A 17730-nucleotide genomic window follows, 5' to 3' on the forward strand; every position below is an offset into this window, starting at 1 on the left:
CATGTCGATTGATACGGAAACAGCTGTGGCCGAACCTGATTCGGCACCGGCCGAGCATGTCGGGATCGCTGTCGTCGGGGCGGGATTCGGGGGCATCGGCCTGGCGATCAAACTGCGCGAGGCCGGTTTCGAGGACCTGGTGATCCTCGAGCGCGCCGAGGATCTGGGCGGGACCTGGCGGGCCAATACCTATCCCGGCTGCGCCTGCGATGTCCCCTCACAGCTCTACAGCTATTCGTTCGCCCCGAATCCGGACTGGTCGCGAACCTATGGGCGGCAGGCCGAGATCCTGGAGTATCTGCGCCGGGTCGCCGCGGACCACGATGTGGTGCGGCACATCCGATTCGGCGCCGAGCTGCTGGACGCCCGCTGGGACGAGGCGCACTCGCGGTGGCGGGTGGAGACCAGCCGGGGTGCGCTCACCGCCGATGTCCTGATCTCCGCGGCGGGTATCTTCGCGGAGGCCAAGTATCCCGAGCTGCCGGGGCTGGATCGGTTCGCGGGCAAGGCCTTCCACTCGCTGCATTGGGATCACGACCATGACCTGACCGGCGAACGCGTGGCCGTGATCGGCACGGGCGCGTCGGCGGTGCAGTTCGTGCCGGAGATCCAGCCGGTGGTCGACCGGCTGCTGCTGTTCCAGCGCTCCGCGCCGTGGATCGTGCCGCGAATGGACCGGCGCACGCTGGGGTTGGAACGAACACTGCTGCGGCGGATTCCTCTCGCCCAGAGGGCGATCCGTGGTGGCTGGTACGCCGCCATCGAGGGATTCGGCCTGATCTCGCTGGTGGACAGGCGTTTCCGGCATCCATACGAGGCGCTGGGCCGATTGCAGCTGCTACGGCAGGTGCGCGATCCCGCGCTGCGCAAGACCCTGACCCCGGACTATGTCATCGGATGCAAACGCGCCATCTTCTCCGATGCCTATCTGCCCGCGCTGGATCAGCCGAATGTCGAGGTCGTCACCGACGGCATCGCCGAGGTGCGCCCGCATTCGATCGTGCTGCGCGACGGCACCGAGCACGCGGTCGACACCATCATCTTCGGCACCGGCTTCACCTCGATTCCGTCGGCGTATCACCGCTATATCGGACGGCACGGGCAGTCCATCGCGGACCTGTATCACCATGAGCCGCAGAGCTATCTGGGCGCGGCCGTCGCAGGATTCCCCAACTTCTTCTGCACGCTGGGCCCGTTCGGCGCGGCCGGGAACCAATCGGCCGTCTACATGATCGAATCCCAGATCGCCTACATCGTGGATGCGGTGAAGACCATGCGCGACAGGGGAATCGACCGTATCGAGCTGCGTCCCGAGGTGCAGGACGATTTCCTCGACGAGATGGAGCGCCGCAGCGCCGGCACCGTGTGGCTGACCGGCGGCTGCCAGAGCTACTACACCACCGCCGATGGCCGCAATGCCGGCCTGTACCCCAACTGGAGCTTCGAATACCGCCGGCGCACCCGGCGTTTCGACTCCGACTCCTACGAAATGAGCCGCTGATGTCCACTCCGCGCTGTCTCCCCGGTCCCGGCCCCTTCCGTCCCGAAGGGCGGGTCGCCCTCATCACCGGGGCCGGTCAGGGTATCGGCCGCGAACTCGCCGGGGTGCTGTACCGGCGGGGCGCGTCGGTGGCCATCGTCGATGTCGATGCCCGGGCGGCCACCTCGCTGGCCGCCGCCCTGGGTGATCGGGCGCTGCCGGTGATCGCGGATGTCTCCGACCGGGCCGCCATGGCCGAGGCGATTCCGCAGGTGGTCGCCTACTTCGGGCATCTCGACATCGTGGTGGCGAACGCGGGCGTGGTGCCGCCGCCGGCGACGCTGCGGACCATGGAGCCCGCCGAGTTCGACCGGGTCATCGGCATCAACCTCACCGGTGTGTTCAACACCGTGCACCCGGCGCTGGACCACATCATCGCCGCAGGCGGGCATGTCGAGGTCGTATCCTCATGCGCCGCTTTCGCTCCGGGGATGGGCGGCGCCCCGTACATGATCAGCAAGGCGGCGGTGGAGCAGCTCGGCCGGGCGCTGCGGGTCGAGCTGGCGCCGCACGGGGCGTCCGCGGGCGTCGCCTATTTCGGGATCGTCGACACCGAGATGACCCACTCGACCCTCGACCGGGACGAACTCGGCCGCCGCATCGAGGCGCTGCTGCCGTGGCCGCTGAGCACCCGCATCACCGCCGAGCACGCCGCGCGCACCATTGCCGACGCCATCGAGCACCGCGCACCGCAGGCCATTTCACCGCTGGCCTGGATGCCCTACTCGCTGCTGCGCGGCGTGATCAATACCGTGCTCGATTCCCGCCTCGCCCGTGACCCGCGGGTGCACGCGCTGCTGCGGGAGGTCGAGCGCCGCGGTATCGAGAACCGGCTGACATCGCCGAGTTCAATTCCATTGCAGGTCCGGCGAATACAGGTCCAGCCAGGTGCCGGCCGCCCGCTTCGAATGAGTAGGCGCGGTGAGTAGTTCGGCGGACGTCCGGAACCGGCAGCTGTCCATACGCTTCTCGGCAGCACCCGCGGTTGGGTGTCCCGCCAGAGGAGGAAACAGTGTCCCGCTCGAACACCGCGCGTCTCGCGCCCCTCGCCGCTGTCGCCTCGACATTCGGCGCGCTCACCGCCACATCCCTGGTCGCCGCCACCCCCGCGCACGCCTACGCCTACGACTGCCCCGGTGGCCGGTTCTGCGGATGGGAGGGTCGCGACGGCACCGGAAACCTCGTTGTCCAGGCCAACTCCGACTGCTTCCTCCACGACATCGGGAATGCCGGCAAGGGCGATCTGCTCACCTCGTACTGGAACCGGACCGGCCAGCAGGTCACCCTCCTCAACTGGATGGGCGACCACTGGGAAACCCTCGCGGTCATTCAGGACGACGAGCGTGGCACTCTCTCGCGCTATGCCGACAAGAAGACCGACGCGGTTCAGCTCTGCGACTGACCGGGAGCTTCGCGCAGCCGGTCGGCTGCCGGTCCGGCTGCCGCGAATCGGGCTCGATCAATTTTGAAGCATGTTAATTTCACTATCTCGGCGTGGTCGCGGATCGCGTCGGATGTTCGTGACCGCGCGGACATCTCGTAGTGAAAGGGACGTCATGACAACACCCTGGGTGCGCCACGCGAAACTCGCCGTGACGGCGGTCGCGGGCACGGGCGCGCTGCTGCTGGCCGCGGCTCCGGACGCCGCGGCCGCCGGCATCGGCGAGGTGACACTGAAGGGCTCGAACCCGCAGGCCGGGTGCAGCTACACGCTGACCAGCGGCGACCTGGTCGGCGGCGGCAGCAGCGCGTTCAACGAGATGCCCGTCACCTTCTACGACAACGGAGCCACCATCGGCACCGGCAAGGTCGGCACCAGCCTGCTCGGCAACCCGGCCGAAGTCTCGTGGACACCGGCCACCCCGGGCCAGCACGTCCTCACCGCCACAGCCGGTTTCAGCTTCAACAGCCCCATGCCATTGACACCGCTGACCGTCCAGGTCGGCGCAGCCAGCTCCACCGGCAGCTTCGGCTGCCCGCTCCCCAGCATCTCCGGCTAGCCGAAGGTTCGGCCGCCCCGGAACCCTCGGTCCGGCAGGAAGAATCGGCGGACGCCCGCTCCCTCGTTTCCGACAGGGAGCGGGCCGAGCCTTCGAACGCGCCTCGGACCATCAACGAAACCGGCTCCGCCACGCCATGATCCGCACCACCGAGATCACGCACGGCCACGCACCCACATCGGTGTCACTGCGGTGCCGACCCCTCGGAAGTTGCGCGTCAGGCGAAACCCGATGATCTACTCGACCAGTCACCGCAGCATCAGGGCGAACCAGGTCAGGCCGGATGACCGAACTTCCCGCCGACCACACCGGACGTGAAGGCATCCCACTCCCCCGGCCCGAAGACCAGAGCCGGACCGGTCGGATTCTTGGAGTCCCGGACACCGACCATGCCACCGTCCAGATGCGCGACCTCGACGCAATCACCTTGACTGCCGCTGTAGCTGCTTTTGAACCACGTGGGCTCGGAGGGATCAATGCTGCTCACGCTCATACTCCTTCGTCACCCGGCGTACCAAATCCCGGGTGGGTCCACCGTCCAGTGCCGAGCTTCGAATCGCTGACGCAAGCTCACTATAGAGTCGCACTTCGTCGGGTTTTTCCAGGTACACGTCCTGGGTCGGCCCGCCCTCGATATACACGATGGGCGGTTCTACTGGTTCATGCCCGGGGTCGACGTCGAACTCCAAGACCGTGAACGACCCTCGTGGCATTCCCCAGGTCATCCCCGCCGCGAACGGGTGAATGCGCACCGAGAGGTTGTCCAGCTTCGATACTTCGGCCAGGTGGCGCAACTGGGCGGCCATGGTCTGCCGGTTGCCGATCATCCGGTGCAATGCCGACTCGTGCAGCAACACCTCCAGGACAACAGGATTGGTCTTGCGAGTAACGATCGCCTGTCGCCTCAGCCGATGTTCGACTCGGCGGTCGACGTCGGTGGAATCGGCGAATCCCGGATACGCGCCGATGATGGCGCGGGCGTAGTCAGCCGTCTGCAGCAGTCCGGGAATGTGCTCGTGGTAGGTGGTCAGTCGCCGCGCAGCTGCTTCGAGTCCCACATACATGTTGAACGCATCCGAATACAGTCCGCCATACGCGTGATACCAGCCTTGCGTTCTGGCCACGGCCGCCAAATCGGCTGCGGCAGCGGCATCACCGGAGCCGACCCCGTAGATCTCACACAGTGCACGCACGTCTTGCTTGCGCACCTTCTGGGTCTGGCCCGCCTCGATCCGCTGCAGAGCCGACGCGGACAAATCGACCAGTTTCGCGGCGGTCGCGATGGTAAAGCCATTGGCTTCGCGCCATTCGCGTAGGAACCGACCTAATTGCCGCCTCGGCAGAGTCGAACTCGGAGTGTTCTCGGTGTCGTCGTCGTACGCATTGGTCATGTCGACGTCCCATCACTACGTGAAATCGGGTCGATCGGAGCACGAAATCGGGTGCGGTCCACAGGATTTACGGGTCGGCTCATAGAGCTTTGGACGACTTCGGGCCGGGTACCCAATATCACTGTATCCCCTGTATCGCTGGTGGTGTGCTGGAACCACAACGACAGCAGGGAGGCAGCGAGATGTCGAGCGACAACCAATGGTCGGTGCAGGCCATCATCGACCGCATCGAAGGCGAGCGGAAGGTTGCCGGCTCCAACCGTATGAATGCCGAGCTCATTCGCGGCGGGTATGCGATCCGTGGGTTGTGGTCGTGTTATTCGGACCCCGGTGAACTCACTGCCGCGCAAGCGCATACGGCTATGCAGCTGCATCTCGGGTGCGGGGTGGATACCTGCCGGATGCGGCGGCGGGCACGGACCGAGCTGGTCGCGGCCGGACGGATGGTGCTGGACCCGCGTGCTACGCGAACCCGAGCAGCCCGGAGACCGCCGCTCGCCGTGCTACGCGACGCGCTCTCCGGTTGGGGCGCAGTGTTTCTCGGCGGTCGCCATGCCCTGCGATGACTGCGACCGGGATGACTACGACCGAGTCGAGATTCAGGTGATCAAGGATGTTCTCGATATCGTCGAGGTCCGCTTGCGCGAGCGTGAGAGGTGCGGGTGGCGACCGACCGTGCCCCGCTCCCAGATCTATGCAACGGTGTTGCACGCGGTCATTGTCAGCGCGCGTGAATCACACCGAGTCCCGGCGACTCTCGACCGGGCCGCCATTCTCGACTCCATTCTCGACGGCGCCGATCCCCCGGATTCCGGCCCGACTCGTCACGCGGTCGACGACGTCATCCGGCACCACATCGCGAACATGAATTGACCCCGCAAAACCATCGAGCAGTCGACCGCGACTCTTGCGTGGTCAATTCTCGGTGTCCTGCTGGCAGGCTGGGCACAGTCCGTGCAGGGTGAGTCCGCCGGTGTCGGGCAGGGCGAGCGGCTGCCGTTGCGTGCTTCGGCCAGGGCCACGGTGAGATGTGCCGAGGGGACCTCGTCGAGCACGCCACACCGGGTGCACACCGCATGATGGTGCGGGATGTCGGTGAGTCCGTAACTGGTGATCCGTTCGTCGATGACCAAGGCGTGCAGCACTTCCGCGTCGACCAGGGTCGCGACGGTCCGGTAGACGGTGGTGAGGTCGACCTCGTGGCCGGCCGAAGCGAGGCCCTGCTGGATCTGGGCCACGGTCAGGTGTCCCTGCTCGCGCGAGCCGTCCAGGATCGACAGCACAGCCAGTCGCGGTGTGGTGCACCGCAGTCCGTGGCTGCGCAGCAAATGACGAGCGTTGTGCTCACCGGCCGGCGCCGGGGCGTGAGTGAGGTGCGAAACGCGCGCCATGGCCCCCAGTCTGCCGTTTCGACCCGCTCAACCGCCAACCCCCGTCTTGCCAATCAGTTGCAACAAGCCGGGATGCGTTCTACCTTCGATGAATTCGGCTCGTGCGGAGAGGGCATATCGTGATGTCTGCAATCCTGAGACCCTTTCGCGCGGTCACCGATCGGCTGGCGTTGACCCGTCCGGAATGGCTGCGGCTGGCCGCGATGGCCGGGGTCATCATCGGCTTGCACGTGCTGGGGTGGTTCACCCTGGTCGCGTTCGTCGCTCCGCAGCATTTCAGTCTGGGCGACCGGACCCTGGGTGTCGGCGTCGGCTTGACCGCCTACACACTGGGCATGCGGCATGCCTTCGACGCCGACCACATCGCCGCGATCGACAACACCACCCGCAAACTCATGCACGACGGGCAACGACCGCTGTCGGTCGGATTCTTCTTCTCCCTCGGCCACTCCAGCGTCGTCTTCGGTCTGGCGCTGCTGCTCTCGATCGGCGTGCAGGCCATCGTCGGGCCGGTCGAGGACGACTCCTCGGCGCTGCACCATTACACCGGACTGATCGGAACGACCATCTCGGGGACGTTCCTCTACATCATCGCGATCATCAATATCGCTGTGCTGGTGGGCATCCTGCGTGTGTTCCGGCGCATGCGCGGCGGCGAGTTCGACGAGGCGGAGCTGGAAAACCAACTCGCACAACGTGGTTTGGTGAACCGACTGCTGGGTCCGGTGATGAAGTCGGTGACCAAGCCCTGGCAGATGTACCCGATCGGGCTGCTGTTCGGCCTCGGGTTCGACACCGCCACCGAAGTCGCGCTGCTGTTCCTGGCCGGCACCAGCGCGGCGGCGGGCCTGCCCTGGTACGCGATCCTGTGCCTGCCGATCCTGTTCGCCGCCGGCATGAGCCTGCTCGACACCATCGACGGCAGCTTCATGAACTTCGCCTACGGCTGGGCCTTCGCCAAACCGGTACGCAAGGTCTACTACAACATCACCATCACCGCGCTCTCGGTCGCGGTCGCCCTCATCATCGGCACCATCGAACTTCTCGGCCTGCTCGCCGACCAATTCGACTGGACCGGGGGCTTCTTCGACTGGATCAGCGCCCTGGACCTCAACCTGATCGGCTATCTCATCGTCGGGCTGTTCGTCGCGACCTGGGCCATCGCCATCCTCGCCTGGCGCTATGGACGCATCGAAGAGAAATGGACTGCCGGACTCCAGCCCGGAACCGACCACCACGACTGACCGGCTGACGCTCGGCCACACCGCAGCGGTGTTCCCGTGCGGTTCGGCTCAGTCGTGGGTGTGCGAGTGATCGTCGAGTAGATCACTTTGATGTACATGGCGATGCGAATGCACGGTCCCGTCCTCGTGTGTATGGGTGTGTTCGTGTTCGCTGTGGTCATGCTCGTGCGTGCTGTGTGCATGAGTATGGGTCTGGGCGCCGTGACTGTGTGGGTGGGTATGGGGCTCGACGTGGGAGTGTTCGTCGGTCATATCCCGGTTCCTTTTCTGTATCGGGTGAGTTTTACGGCAATGCATGCATACCAGCACGCCGCGGTGATATTCGGGATGCCCGGACCATCGGCGGGTGCGCACGAGTTGTGCCCTCATATCCGGCTCTGTCCGTAAGCGGCCGCAGAAGTCTTTTCGCCCCGAACCGGACCGATTGGTCTTGTATTGGGTTCGACACACTTATGCTGGAGCGTCGGAGCGCGTCGACCGGGAAAAGCACGGTTGTCGCGGAACGCGCGAAATTCCTTACCTGCGAGGAGGATTCGACGACCAGCAAACTCGGTATGTCGCGGGCGCGGTACCGGGTCGGCCGAATGGGATCGTCAGCAGGAGCACTACATGCCCGATCGCGAACAGCGGTTCGAGGTGATCGGTGACGTCCGCGAGGCGGGCTTCGCCGAATCCGGAATCGTGTGGCAGTACGGCGACGACCGCGTGATCGTCGGGATCCGATAACCCGCGTGAGCGACGGCCGCTGGAGGTCCGCACTCGCCACCGACGATCAAACGACGAGGTCGTGGGCGGTGGTCCGCAGGGTCCAGGCGGGGGTGCGATGGTGGAGCGTGGTGGCCGTCAACGGCGGGATGTCGATGCGCCAGAAGGACTCCGCGGGGGCGTTCAAGGCGAACAGCACCGCGGCTCGGACCACGGCGGGGTGGGTGATCGCGACGATGCGGTCACCGCGGCCGGCCAGCGAGGTCAGCCAGGCGCCGACGCGGTCGAGGAGTCCGATGATGGACTCGCCGCCGTGGGCGCGATAGGCGGGATCGGTGAGCCAGGCCATCAGCTGGTCGGGCGGGAGTGCGTCCATCGACCGGCCGCTCCAGGTGCCGTGGTCGATATCCCGGAGGGCCGGCTCGGAAATTCCGGTCAAGCCCAGACCGTGAGTGGTTTGGGCCGTACGGATTTCCGGAGCGTGGTAGACGACGGCGGGTTCGGGGCCGGGGAGGCCGCCCGCTTTCTCGGCCGACCGCGACCCGAGCGGGTTGAGCGGTTCGTCGGCCGGGTAGCGGGCGGCCTGCACGGCGTCGGTGATCGCGTGCGTCACCAGCGTGAGGCGGGTGACCGCGCTCATGCGGCCAGTTCGGTGGTGGTCGAGCGGTCGCCGAGCAGGCGCGGAGCGAGCCAGGCGAAGCCGACGCCGATGACCGCCCACAGGATCAGCTGGGCGGCGAAGGAATACAGCCGGAAGTGATAGAGATCGTCGGCGGGGAAGCCGGGGTACACGATCGTTCCGGACGGATCCTTCAGCGGCTGCGGGGTTTCGGTGGCGAAGTCGCCGTACTCCTCATTGGCCGAGAGCTTCCCGAGGGAGGGGAGCAATGCCATGACCCCGCCCATGACCACCACGAAGGCTGCCGAAGCCGCGATGGTGGCGGTCCAGTTACCCAGCCGTGCCGCCAGTTTGCGGCCCAGCCAGATCGCGGCGAGCAGGACGACCGCACTGATCGCGATCATGCCCACGAACAGCGCCGTCCGTTCCTTGATGGTCTCCGAATGCCCGACCGAGGGCGGGTTGGCCGGGTATTTCAGGAACGGCACCGCGTACAGCACCAGGAACATGCCGCCCGACACCAGCAGCGCCAGATTGCGGGGGGCGATCTTGCCGGCCCTGCGCAGCGCCAGGAAGTAGACGACCGCGAACAGCGCACCCAGCGCCGCGCCGAACACGATCACGCCGAAGCCCAGCCCGATGTTCTCCTGCTGGGAGCGGGTGAAGAGTTCGGCGCCCATGTCGCCCATGGGTTTTCCGGCGGCCTTGTCGAGGGCCATCTGCGCGTCGTCGCGGCCGGATTCGTAGTCGATGGCCCGGTTGATGATGGGCTCGGCCAGGATCCGGGCGAAGACGAACGCCAGCAATCCGCCGAGTGCGCCCAGCAGGACTCCTCGGCCGATGATTCGCTTTTCCATTGTGGTGACTCGATTCCCGCGACTAGTGGCAGGGGAACCCGAGGAAATGCCGTCCGTCGTGCACGAACTCGTGGACGTGCATGTCACTGCCGAAGATCGACACCGCACCCTGGTCGATGCCGATGAAGTAGATCGCCAGCAGCGCGAGAAGGGTGGTACCGACCAGCCACAGGGCGGTGGTGGGGAGGGCGAGAGCGCCGGTGCCGAGACCGGAACGAGGAGCGTAGGACGTAGCCACGGTGACCCCTTTGAGTCAGGGGGATTTCGCGTCCCCACAGTCGATCGAATTCACGATGCGAGGGTCTGACTCACACCCTTACCGGGATGCTCACAGTGGCGCGACCGCTCCGGAATTGCACCGGATTCCTCGAGACATCGTCGAACAACCATACGAGGGCACATCCACGCTGGTCAATCCGGGTCTGCGTAACCGTCCAGCTGATGGGATCGCGCCGGCCGCGCAACGGGGTCGTGAGAACCTTCGCTATATTCGCGATCGCAGCTGGTTCGCCGGAGGTGGAGTCGAGGAGCCCCTGATCCATCCGATGGCGTCGAAGCCCGGCGGCGCGTTCACGTGCCGAGCGGGTGAGAGGGAACCCGGTGAGAATCCGGGACTGTCCCGCAGCGGTGAGTGGGAACGACAGCCGTCATTCGCACTGGGCGCATGAAGTGATGCCTGGGAAGCGACGGCCAGTAGGACCAGCTCCGGCCTCGAGCGCCGGGGCCGACCCTTCCGGGTCGATGCCCACGAGTCCGAAGACCTGCCCGTTGTGCCGGATACGCCGTATCCGGCGGTCGTCGCCTCGTGGATTGGGCGCTACGCCGAGTGGGACCTGGGCACGGGATCGATGCTTTGCGGGCTCCGTCAGCGTGCGTTCTTTGAGGGCGGCGGCCATCGGCTACTGACCAAGGAGTTCATCAATGCTGAACCCTGACAACACTTTCACCGCGACGGTGCTCGGATTGCCGCGCATCGGGCCCAACCGCGAGCTCAAGCGCGCGGTCGAGTCGTACTGGGCGGGGCGGATCGACGCCGCCACGCTGCACGATGTCGCGGCGGGGCTGCGCGCCGCACAGCTGCTGCGGATCCGCGACACCGGTCTGGATTCGGTTCCGGTGGGGACGTTCTCGTACTACGACCATGTGCTCGACACCGCGGTGCTGCTGGGCGCGCTGCCCGGCCGGGTGCGCGGCATCGAGGACGAGCTGGACCGGTACTTCGCCGCCGCGCGCGGCACCGCCGAGGTCGCGCCCTTGGAGATGACCAAGTGGTTCGACACCAACTACCACTACCTGGTGCCGGAGCTCTCGGCCGCGACGGAGTTCTCGTTGCATCCGGCCAAGCCGCTGGCCGAGCTGAAAGAGGCTCTGGCACTGGGCGTCCCGGCCCGTCCCGTGATCGTCGGACCGATCACGTTCCTGAAACTGGCGAAGTCGGTGGACGGCAGCGACCTGCTGGACCGGCTGCCGGATCTGCTGCCGCTGTACGAGCGGCTGCTGCGCCTGCTGGCGGAGGCGGGCGCGCGGTGGGTGCAGCTCGACGAACCGGTGCTGGTCACCGACCTGAGCGAGACCGAGCTGGCGCTGGTGCACACCGTCTATCGCAGGCTGGCCGAGGTATCCGCGCGGCCCGCGCTGCTGGTGGCCTCGTACTTCGGCCGTTTGGGTGAGGCACTGCCGGCGCTGGCGGCGACCGGTGTCGAGGGCATCGCCGTCGATCTGGTCACAGGCGGCGACGCCGATATGGCTGCGGCGCAGTCACTTCGGGACACGCTCGTCGTGGCCGGCATCGTCGACGGCTACAACGTGTGGCGCGTCGATCCCGATCGCGCCCTGCCCCGGCTGGCCGCCCTGCGCGAGGGCGGCGCCCAGGTCGCCGTGTCGAGCTCCTGCTCGCTGCTGCATGTTCCGTACAGCCTGGACGCCGAGACCGCACTGGAGCCGCGGCTGCGCTCGTGGCTGGCCTTCGGCGCGGAGAAGATCGCGGAGATCCGGATGCTCGCGAGCGCCCTGCATGAGGGGCAGGACGCGGTCGGCGAGCAGCTGGAGATCGCACGAACGGCCGTGCGGGACAGGCGATCCGACACCCGGTTGCACAACGCGACCGTGCGGGCCCGCCTGGACGGGGCGACCGATACCCGGCGCGCCCCGGCTGAAGAGCGCCGGACGCTCCAGCAGCAACGACTGAACCTGCCGCTGCTGCCGACCACGACGATCGGCTCGTTCCCGCAGACCGGCCGGATCCGGGTAGCGCGCGCGGAGCTCTCCCGCGGGGAGATCGATCAGCCCGAATACGACGCGCGGATGCGAGCAGAGATCGCCGAAGTCGTTGCGCTGCAGGAAGAAATCGGCCTGGACGTGTTGGTGCACGGTGAGCCGGAGCGCAATGACATGGTGCAGTACTTCGCCGAGCAGCTCGACGGATTCGCCGCCACCGCGAACGGCTGGGTCCAGTCCTACGGCACCCGATGCGTGCGGCCCCCGATCCTGTTCGGCGACGTGGTGCGCCCGGCGGCCATGACGGTCGGTTGGAGCACCTACACGCAGTCGCTGACCGCCAAGCCGGTCAAGGGCATGCTCACCGGGCCGGTCACCATCCTGGCGTGGTCCTACATTCGCGACGATCAGCCGCTCGCGGACACCGCACGCCAGATAGCGCTGGCGATCCGGGACGAGACGGTGGATCTCGAGGCCGCGGGTATCGGCATCATCCAGGTGGACGAGCCCGCGCTGCGGGAACTGCTGCCGCTGCGCCGCGCCGACCAGCCCGCCTATCTCGACTGGGCGGTGGAGGCGTTCCGGCTGGCGACCTCCGGCGTCGCGGACGCCACGCAGATCCACACGCACCTGTGCTACTCGGAGTTCGGCGAGATCATCGGCGCCATTGCGGAATTGGACGCCGACGTCACCTCGATCGAGGCCGCCCGCTCCCATATGGAGGTGCTCGACGACCTCACGGCCGCGGGCTTCGACCTGGGTGTGGGGCCGGGCGTGTACGACATCCACTCGCCGCGCGTGCCGAGCCCGGACGAGATCGAGCGGTCACTGAGCCTGGCACTGAAAGCCGTTCCGGCCGAACGGCTCTGGGTCAACCCCGACTGCGGTCTGAAGACGCGTCACACCGATGAGGTGACCGCCTCGCTACGCAACCTGGTCGCGGCGGCACAGGCGCTGCGCTGACCGCGCGCCGGGGCGCTCCGTGCCACGGGGCGCCCCGGCGTCGTTTCCCGGCCCAGCTGAAGACACGGCCGACACGCGGTGTCCCCGCAACTTTCACAGATTCGCAGGGTCGGGTCCGCAAAAGTAGGCAATTGCGAGGTATTCAGGCCGAATACAGCGCTCGGTAGCGTCCGGAATGTACCGGTGAAATCGACGTCTGGGAGGACCCGCCCGTGCAGCACCATCTCGTCCGCGCCCACCGCTCCGCCGAGCACTTCCCCCGAGAGGAACACCTCGCCTGGCGGATCGCCGAGGTTGCGGCGGATGCCGTGGAGGTCGCTCCGGAGGTGGAGGCGATGATCGTCAACCGGATCATCGACAATGCGGCGGTCGCGGCGGCCTCGATCGCCCGTCGCCCGGTCGCCAATGCCCGTGCGCAGGCGCTGGCCCATCCCTACCGGCCGGGCGCCACCGTGTTCGGGGTCGAGGGCTCGTACTCCCCGGAGTGGGCGGCGTGGGCCAATGGGGTTGCGGTGCGCGAACTCGACTTCCACGACACCTTCCTGGCCGCCGAGTACTCGCACCCGGGCGACAACATCCCGCCGATCCTGGCCGTCGCGCAGCACACCGGACGCACCGGCCGCGACCTGATCCGCGGTCTGGCAACGGGTTACGAGATCCAGGTCGACCTGGTGCGCGCGATCTGCCTGCACGAGCACAAGATCGACCATGTCGCCCACCTCGGCCCGTCGGTGGCCGCCGGCATCGGCACGCTCCTCGCCCTGGACACCGAGACCATCTACCAGGCTGTCGGTCAGGCGCTGCACACCACCACCGCGACGCGTCAGTCCCGCAAGGGTGAGATCTCGAGCTGGAAGGCCTACGCGCCGGCCTTCGCCGGGAAGATGGCCGTGGAGGCCGTGGATCGCGCCATGCGCGGCGAGGGCGCGCCCGCGCCGATCTGGGAGGGCGAGGACGGTGTGATCGCCTGGCTGCTGGGCGGCCCGAATGCGGAATACTCGGTGCCGCTGCCGGCTCCGGGTGAGCCCAAGCGCGGGATTCTCGACACCTACACCAAGGAGCACTCGGCCGAATACCAGAGCCAGGCCCCGATCGATCTGGCGCGGCGGATGCGGGGGCGGATCGGTGACCTCGATCAGATCGCGTCGATCGTGCTGCACACCAGCCATCACACCCACTCCGTGATCGGCACCGGGTCGAACGATCCGCAGAAGTTCGACCCCAAGGCTTCTCGCGAAACCCTCGACCACTCGGTCATGTACATCTTCGCGGTGGCGCTGCAGGACGGCACCTGGCATCACGAGCGCTCCTACGCGCCGGAGCGCGCGCAGCGTCCGGACACGATCGAGCTGTGGAACAAGATCTCCACCGCCGAGGACCCGGAGTGGACGCGGCGCTACCACTCGACAGACCCGGACGAGAAGGCGTTCGGCGCCCGCGCCGAGGTGACATTGAAGAGCGGTGAGGTGATCATCGACGAGTTGGCCGTCGCCGATGCGCATCCGCTCGGCGCGCGTCCCTTCGCCCGGGATCAATACCTCGCCAAGTTCCGCACTCTCGCCGAGGGTGTCATCGCGCCCGGCGAGCAGGATCGCTTCCTCGAGGTGGCCCAGCGCGCGGGCGAGCTGTCCGCGAACGAGCTGTCGGAGCTCACGTTCACCGTCTCGTCGGACGTGCTCGCCCGCGCGCCCCGGTTGCCGAAGGGGCTGTTCTGATGACCGGCCTGCTCGCCGCCGCCACCTCGGCCGCAGACAAGCGCGCAGCGTTCAGAGCGGGGCTGAGCTCGGGCACGATTCAGCGGTTCCCGGGCGCGTTCAATCCGTTGGTGGCCAAACTGATTCAGGAGATCGGCTTCGAGGGCGTCTATGTCTCGGGCGCGGTGCTCTCCGCTGATCTGGGCTTGCCCGATATCGGGCTCACCACGCTGACCGAGGTAGCCGGGCGCGGTCAGCAGATCGCCCGGGTCACCGACCTGCCCGTGCTCATCGACGCCGACACCGGATTCGGCGAACCCATGAGCGCCGCGCGCACCGTCACGGTCATGGAGGACGCCGGCATCGCCGGACTGCACCTCGAAGACCAGGTCAATCCCAAACGCTGCGGCCACCTCGACGGCAAGGCGGTGGTGCCCACCGCCGACATGGTGCGCCGCCTGCGGGCGGCCGTGGCTGCCCGCCGGGACCCGAACTTCGTGATCTGTGCGCGCACCGACGCCGCGGGCATCGAGGGCATGGACGCGGCCATCGACCGGGCCGAGGCCTACGCCGACGCCGGTGCCGACCTGATCTTCACCGAGGCGCTGCACACCGAGGCCGACTTCGAGAAGTTCCGGGCCGCGATCTCGATTCCCTTGCTGGCCAACATGACCGAGTTCGGCAAGTCCGAACTGATTCCGGCCCGGACGCTCGAATCGATCGGCTACAACGCCGTCATCTACCCGGTGACCACGCTGCGGCTGGCCATGTTCGCCGCCGAAACCGGATTGCGGGAGATCGCGGCGACCGGTACCCAGTCCGGGCTGCTGGATCGTATGCAACACCGCAGCCGGCTCTACGAGCTGCTGCAGTACGAGCGCTACAACGAATTCGATTCCGACATCTTCAATTTCACACTTGGAAGGAATCAGTAATGACGGAGACCGCGATACCGACCATTTACAAGGGTCTCGCAGGCGTCGTCGTCGACACCACCGCGATCTCCAAGGTGGTGCCGGAAACCAACTCTCTGACCTACCGCGGCTACGCGGTCCAGGATCTGGCCGCGCACTGCAGCTTCGAACAGGTCGCGTACCTGCTCTGGTACGGAGAACTCCCCAACGACACCCAGTTGGCCCAGTTCCTGCAGCAGGAGCGTGCCTCGCGGCGCGCGGACCGCTCGCTGCTGTCGCTGGTGGCCAAGCTGCCCGACAACTGCCACCCCATGGACGTGGTACGCACCGCCATCAGCTATCTCGGCGCCGAAGATCCCGCTGAGGACGACAACTCGACGAAAGCCAACCGCGCCAAGGCACTTCGCATGATGGCCGTGCTGCCGACCATCGTGGCCGCCGATCACCGCCGCCGCCACGGCCTGGATCCCATTGCGCCGCACTCACATCTGGGCTTCGCCGAGAACTTCCTGAACATGTGCTTCGGCAAGATCCCGGCACCCGGACTGGTGAAGGCCTTCAAGGTCTCGCTGATCCTGTACGCGGAGCACAGCTTCAACGCCTCCACCTTCGCCGCCCGTGTGGTCACCTCGACCCTCTCCGATATCTACAGCGCCGTCACCGCCGCCATCGGCGCGCTCAAGGGTCGGCTCCACGGCGGGGCGAACGAGGCGGTCATGCACGACATGCTGGAGATCGGCGATCCGGCACTGGCCGAGGAGTGGATGCGCACCAAGCTGTCCCGAAACGAAAAGGTCATGGGCTTCGGCCACCGGGTCTACAAGAACGGCGACTCCCGGGTGCCCACCATGCGAAAGGCCTTCCTCGACATCGCCGCCGCCACCGACGGCGGCACCTGGGTGCGGATGTACGACATCCTCGAACGCACCATGAACGAGGCCACCGGCATCAAGCCGAACCTCGACTTCCCCACCGGCCCGGCCTATTACCTACTCGGCTTCGACATCGAAGCCTTCACCCCCATCTTCGTCATGAGCCGCATCACCGGCTGGACCGCCCACATCATCGAACAGAGCGCCTCCAACGCTCTGATCCGCCCCCTGAGCCAATATATCGGCGTCCCACAACGTTCCGTCGTCGCCTGATACACCCCGCCGCGAGGCTCTTCCAGCGGGGCTGTAGCGAGGGCGTAGGGAGAGTGGACCCGGGGTTCGTAGGTTCGGGCTATGACTACTTCGACTCATGGCATCGCAGTGTCGTTCGATGGGGCCGAGCTGGCGTTCGAGGCGATCGGATCGGGGCCACCGTTGGTCGTGGTGCCGGGCGGACCGCGGGATTCGCGGTATCTCGAGGACCTCGGGGGGCTCGCCGCGAGCCGGACCCTGATCCGGTACGACGCGCGCGGCACGGGATCCACTGCGGCCCCGGATAATCCGGCCAAGTACGCCTATCCGTCGCTCGCCCGGGACGTGGACGCGCTGCGATCCCATCTCGGGGTGGAGACGATCGACGTGCTCGGCCACTCGTCGGGGGCGGTGGTCGCGGCCGTGTACGCCGGGCATCATCCGGATCGGGTGTCCCGCTTGGTGCTGGTCGTGCCGGGACCGGACTTCTTCGGCGGGGGTGGCGATATCGCGAGCCTGCTGAATGCCCGCGCGGACGAGCCGTGGTTCGACGAGGTGCTTACCGCTGCCGGGGAATTGGCGGCGGCCGGGCCGCAGGATCCGCCCGAGGCCGTGCTCGACCTCCTGGACCGCTACGTCCCGGCCGCGTACGGCGGGTGGGGTGAGAGGCAGCGCGCGCATGCCGCGACACAGCGCGAACAGTTCTCGCTCGAGGCGTGGAAGCACTTCCACGGCAATGGCGATCGCACCGAGCCCGAACGCTTCCTGCCGACGTTCGGGCAGGTCACCGCACCCGTCCTGGTCGTGACGGGCGCCGCGGACGCGCTGACCGGTGTGGAGGCCGGAAACGCCGCCGCCGCCCTGTTCCCGGTCGCGACGCACGTGTCGATCGCGGGGGCGGGCCACTATCCGTGGGTCGACAACGCGCCCGAGTTCAGCTCCGTCGTCGAGACGTTCCTGGCCCGCGGCCGCTAGCCGCATGCACGAGAGCGGGGTGGGGCGCGGGGGGGGGGCCCCCCCGGGGGGGCAGTACGTGTGCCGGGGGGGGGATGGGGCGGCCGAGGTCGCACC

At 67.1% G+C, this 17730-nt stretch carries 17 protein-coding genes and 2 riboswitches; of the genes, 11 read left to right on the top strand and 6 right to left on the bottom strand.

Going from position 1 to position 17730, the window contains the following annotated elements; all coding sequences use genetic code 11:
- Positions 1-25: 25 nt before the first annotated feature.
- From ACFXKA_RS14575 to ACFXKA_RS14590, 4 genes are all read left to right on the top strand, one after another.
- On the top strand, positions 26-1501 hold the full coding sequence (locus ACFXKA_RS14575) for a flavin-containing monooxygenase (RefSeq protein WP_379427566.1): 1476 nt from the start codon (positions 26-28) through the stop codon (positions 1499-1501).
- A complete protein-coding gene (locus ACFXKA_RS14580) occupies positions 1501-2469 on the top strand; it encodes a short-chain dehydrogenase/reductase (RefSeq protein ID WP_379427567.1) in 969 nt (322 codons plus the stop codon). The genes ACFXKA_RS14575 and ACFXKA_RS14580 overlap by 1 nt, the downstream gene beginning before the upstream one ends.
- Positions 2470-2552: 83 nt before the next feature.
- Positions 2553-2942, top strand: coding sequence for a peptidase inhibitor family I36 protein (locus tag ACFXKA_RS14585; protein WP_379427568.1), 390 nt, complete (start codon positions 2553-2555; stop codon positions 2940-2942).
- Positions 2943-3096: 154 nt separating this feature from the next.
- Positions 3097-3540, top strand: coding sequence for a hypothetical protein (locus ACFXKA_RS14590; RefSeq protein ID WP_379427569.1), 444 nt, complete (start codon positions 3097-3099; stop codon positions 3538-3540).
- 274 nt (positions 3541-3814) lie between these two features.
- Here the strand turns inward: ACFXKA_RS14590 and ACFXKA_RS14595 are convergent, their stop codons facing one another.
- Together ACFXKA_RS14595 and ACFXKA_RS14600 are read right to left on the bottom strand one after the other, a co-directional pair.
- A complete protein-coding gene (locus tag ACFXKA_RS14595) occupies positions 3815-4027 on the bottom strand; it encodes a DUF397 domain-containing protein (RefSeq protein WP_379427570.1) in 213 nt (70 codons plus the stop codon).
- Positions 4014-4931: a helix-turn-helix domain-containing protein gene (locus ACFXKA_RS14600; RefSeq protein WP_379427571.1), complete on the bottom strand. Its 918-nt coding sequence runs from the start codon at positions 4929-4931 to the stop codon at positions 4014-4016. Before ACFXKA_RS14600 ends, ACFXKA_RS14595 begins: the two co-directional genes overlap by 14 nt.
- Positions 4932-5113: 182 nt before the next feature.
- Here ACFXKA_RS14600 and ACFXKA_RS14605 point away from each other — a divergent pair, with 182 nt between their 5' ends.
- Positions 5114-5497, top strand: coding sequence for a hypothetical protein (locus ACFXKA_RS14605; RefSeq protein ID WP_379427572.1), 384 nt, complete (start codon positions 5114-5116; stop codon positions 5495-5497).
- A 258-nt stretch (positions 5498-5755) separates the two neighbouring features.
- On the opposite strand, the gene ACFXKA_RS14610 is transcribed toward ACFXKA_RS14605, so the two are convergent.
- Complete coding sequence (locus ACFXKA_RS14610; RefSeq protein WP_379427573.1) at positions 5756-6322, bottom strand: Fur family transcriptional regulator; 567 nt, start codon at positions 6320-6322, stop codon at positions 5756-5758.
- 122 nt (positions 6323-6444) lie between these two features.
- Between ACFXKA_RS14610 and ACFXKA_RS14615 the strand changes: the two genes are divergently transcribed.
- Complete coding sequence (locus ACFXKA_RS14615) at positions 6445-7566, top strand: HoxN/HupN/NixA family nickel/cobalt transporter (protein ID WP_379427574.1); 1122 nt, start codon at positions 6445-6447, stop codon at positions 7564-7566.
- 772 nt (positions 7567-8338) lie between these two features.
- Here ACFXKA_RS14615 and ACFXKA_RS14620 read toward each other — a convergent pair.
- Genes ACFXKA_RS14620 through ACFXKA_RS14630 form a run of 3 tightly spaced genes read right to left on the bottom strand, consistent with a single transcriptional unit; the run spans position 8339 to position 9985 of the window.
- Positions 8339-8911, bottom strand: coding sequence for a histidine phosphatase family protein (locus tag ACFXKA_RS14620; RefSeq protein ID WP_379427575.1), 573 nt, complete (start codon positions 8909-8911; stop codon positions 8339-8341).
- Complete coding sequence (locus tag ACFXKA_RS14625) at positions 8908-9747, bottom strand: CbtA family protein (RefSeq protein ID WP_379427576.1); 840 nt, start codon at positions 9745-9747, stop codon at positions 8908-8910. The genes ACFXKA_RS14620 and ACFXKA_RS14625 overlap by 4 nt, the downstream gene beginning before the upstream one ends.
- 22 nt (positions 9748-9769) lie before the next feature.
- Positions 9770-9985, bottom strand: a complete 216-nt coding sequence (locus tag ACFXKA_RS14630) for a CbtB-domain containing protein (RefSeq protein ID WP_354838114.1) — start codon at positions 9983-9985, stop codon at positions 9770-9772.
- Between the two features lie 38 nt (positions 9986-10023).
- Positions 10024-10140: riboswitch (cobalamin riboswitch) on the bottom strand.
- 173 nt (positions 10141-10313) lie between these two features.
- Positions 10314-10531, top strand: a riboswitch (cobalamin riboswitch).
- A gap of 137 nt (positions 10532-10668) precedes the next feature.
- Here ACFXKA_RS14630 and metE point away from each other — a divergent pair.
- The 5 genes from metE to ACFXKA_RS14655 all read left to right on the top strand — a co-directional run bounded on the left by metE (position 10669) and on the right by ACFXKA_RS14655 (position 17634).
- Positions 10669-12927 carry a 5-methyltetrahydropteroyltriglutamate--homocysteine S-methyltransferase gene (metE, locus tag ACFXKA_RS14635; protein WP_379427577.1) on the top strand — a complete coding sequence of 753 codons (2259 nt, stop codon included), beginning with the start codon at positions 10669-10671 and terminating at the stop codon, positions 12925-12927.
- Positions 12928-13139: 212 nt separating this feature from the next.
- Positions 13140-14642: a 2-methylcitrate dehydratase PrpD gene (prpD, locus tag ACFXKA_RS14640; protein WP_379427578.1), complete on the top strand. Its 1503-nt coding sequence runs from the start codon at positions 13140-13142 to the stop codon at positions 14640-14642.
- Positions 14642-15556, top strand: a complete 915-nt coding sequence (gene prpB / locus ACFXKA_RS14645) for a methylisocitrate lyase (RefSeq protein ID WP_379427579.1) — start codon at positions 14642-14644, stop codon at positions 15554-15556. The genes prpD and prpB overlap by 1 nt, the downstream gene beginning before the upstream one ends.
- Positions 15556-16680, top strand: a complete 1125-nt coding sequence (locus ACFXKA_RS14650) for a bifunctional 2-methylcitrate synthase/citrate synthase (protein WP_379427580.1) — start codon at positions 15556-15558, stop codon at positions 16678-16680. Before prpB ends, ACFXKA_RS14650 begins: the two co-directional genes overlap by 1 nt.
- Before the next feature lie 81 nt (positions 16681-16761).
- Positions 16762-17634, top strand: a complete 873-nt coding sequence (locus ACFXKA_RS14655; protein WP_354838104.1) for an alpha/beta hydrolase — start codon at positions 16762-16764, stop codon at positions 17632-17634.
- Positions 17635-17730 lie beyond the last annotated feature (96 nt).

Origin of the sequence: Nocardia sp. NPDC059228 (assembly GCF_042754245.1) — a bacterium.
GTDB lineage: Bacteria > Actinomycetota > Actinomycetes > Mycobacteriales > Mycobacteriaceae > Nocardia.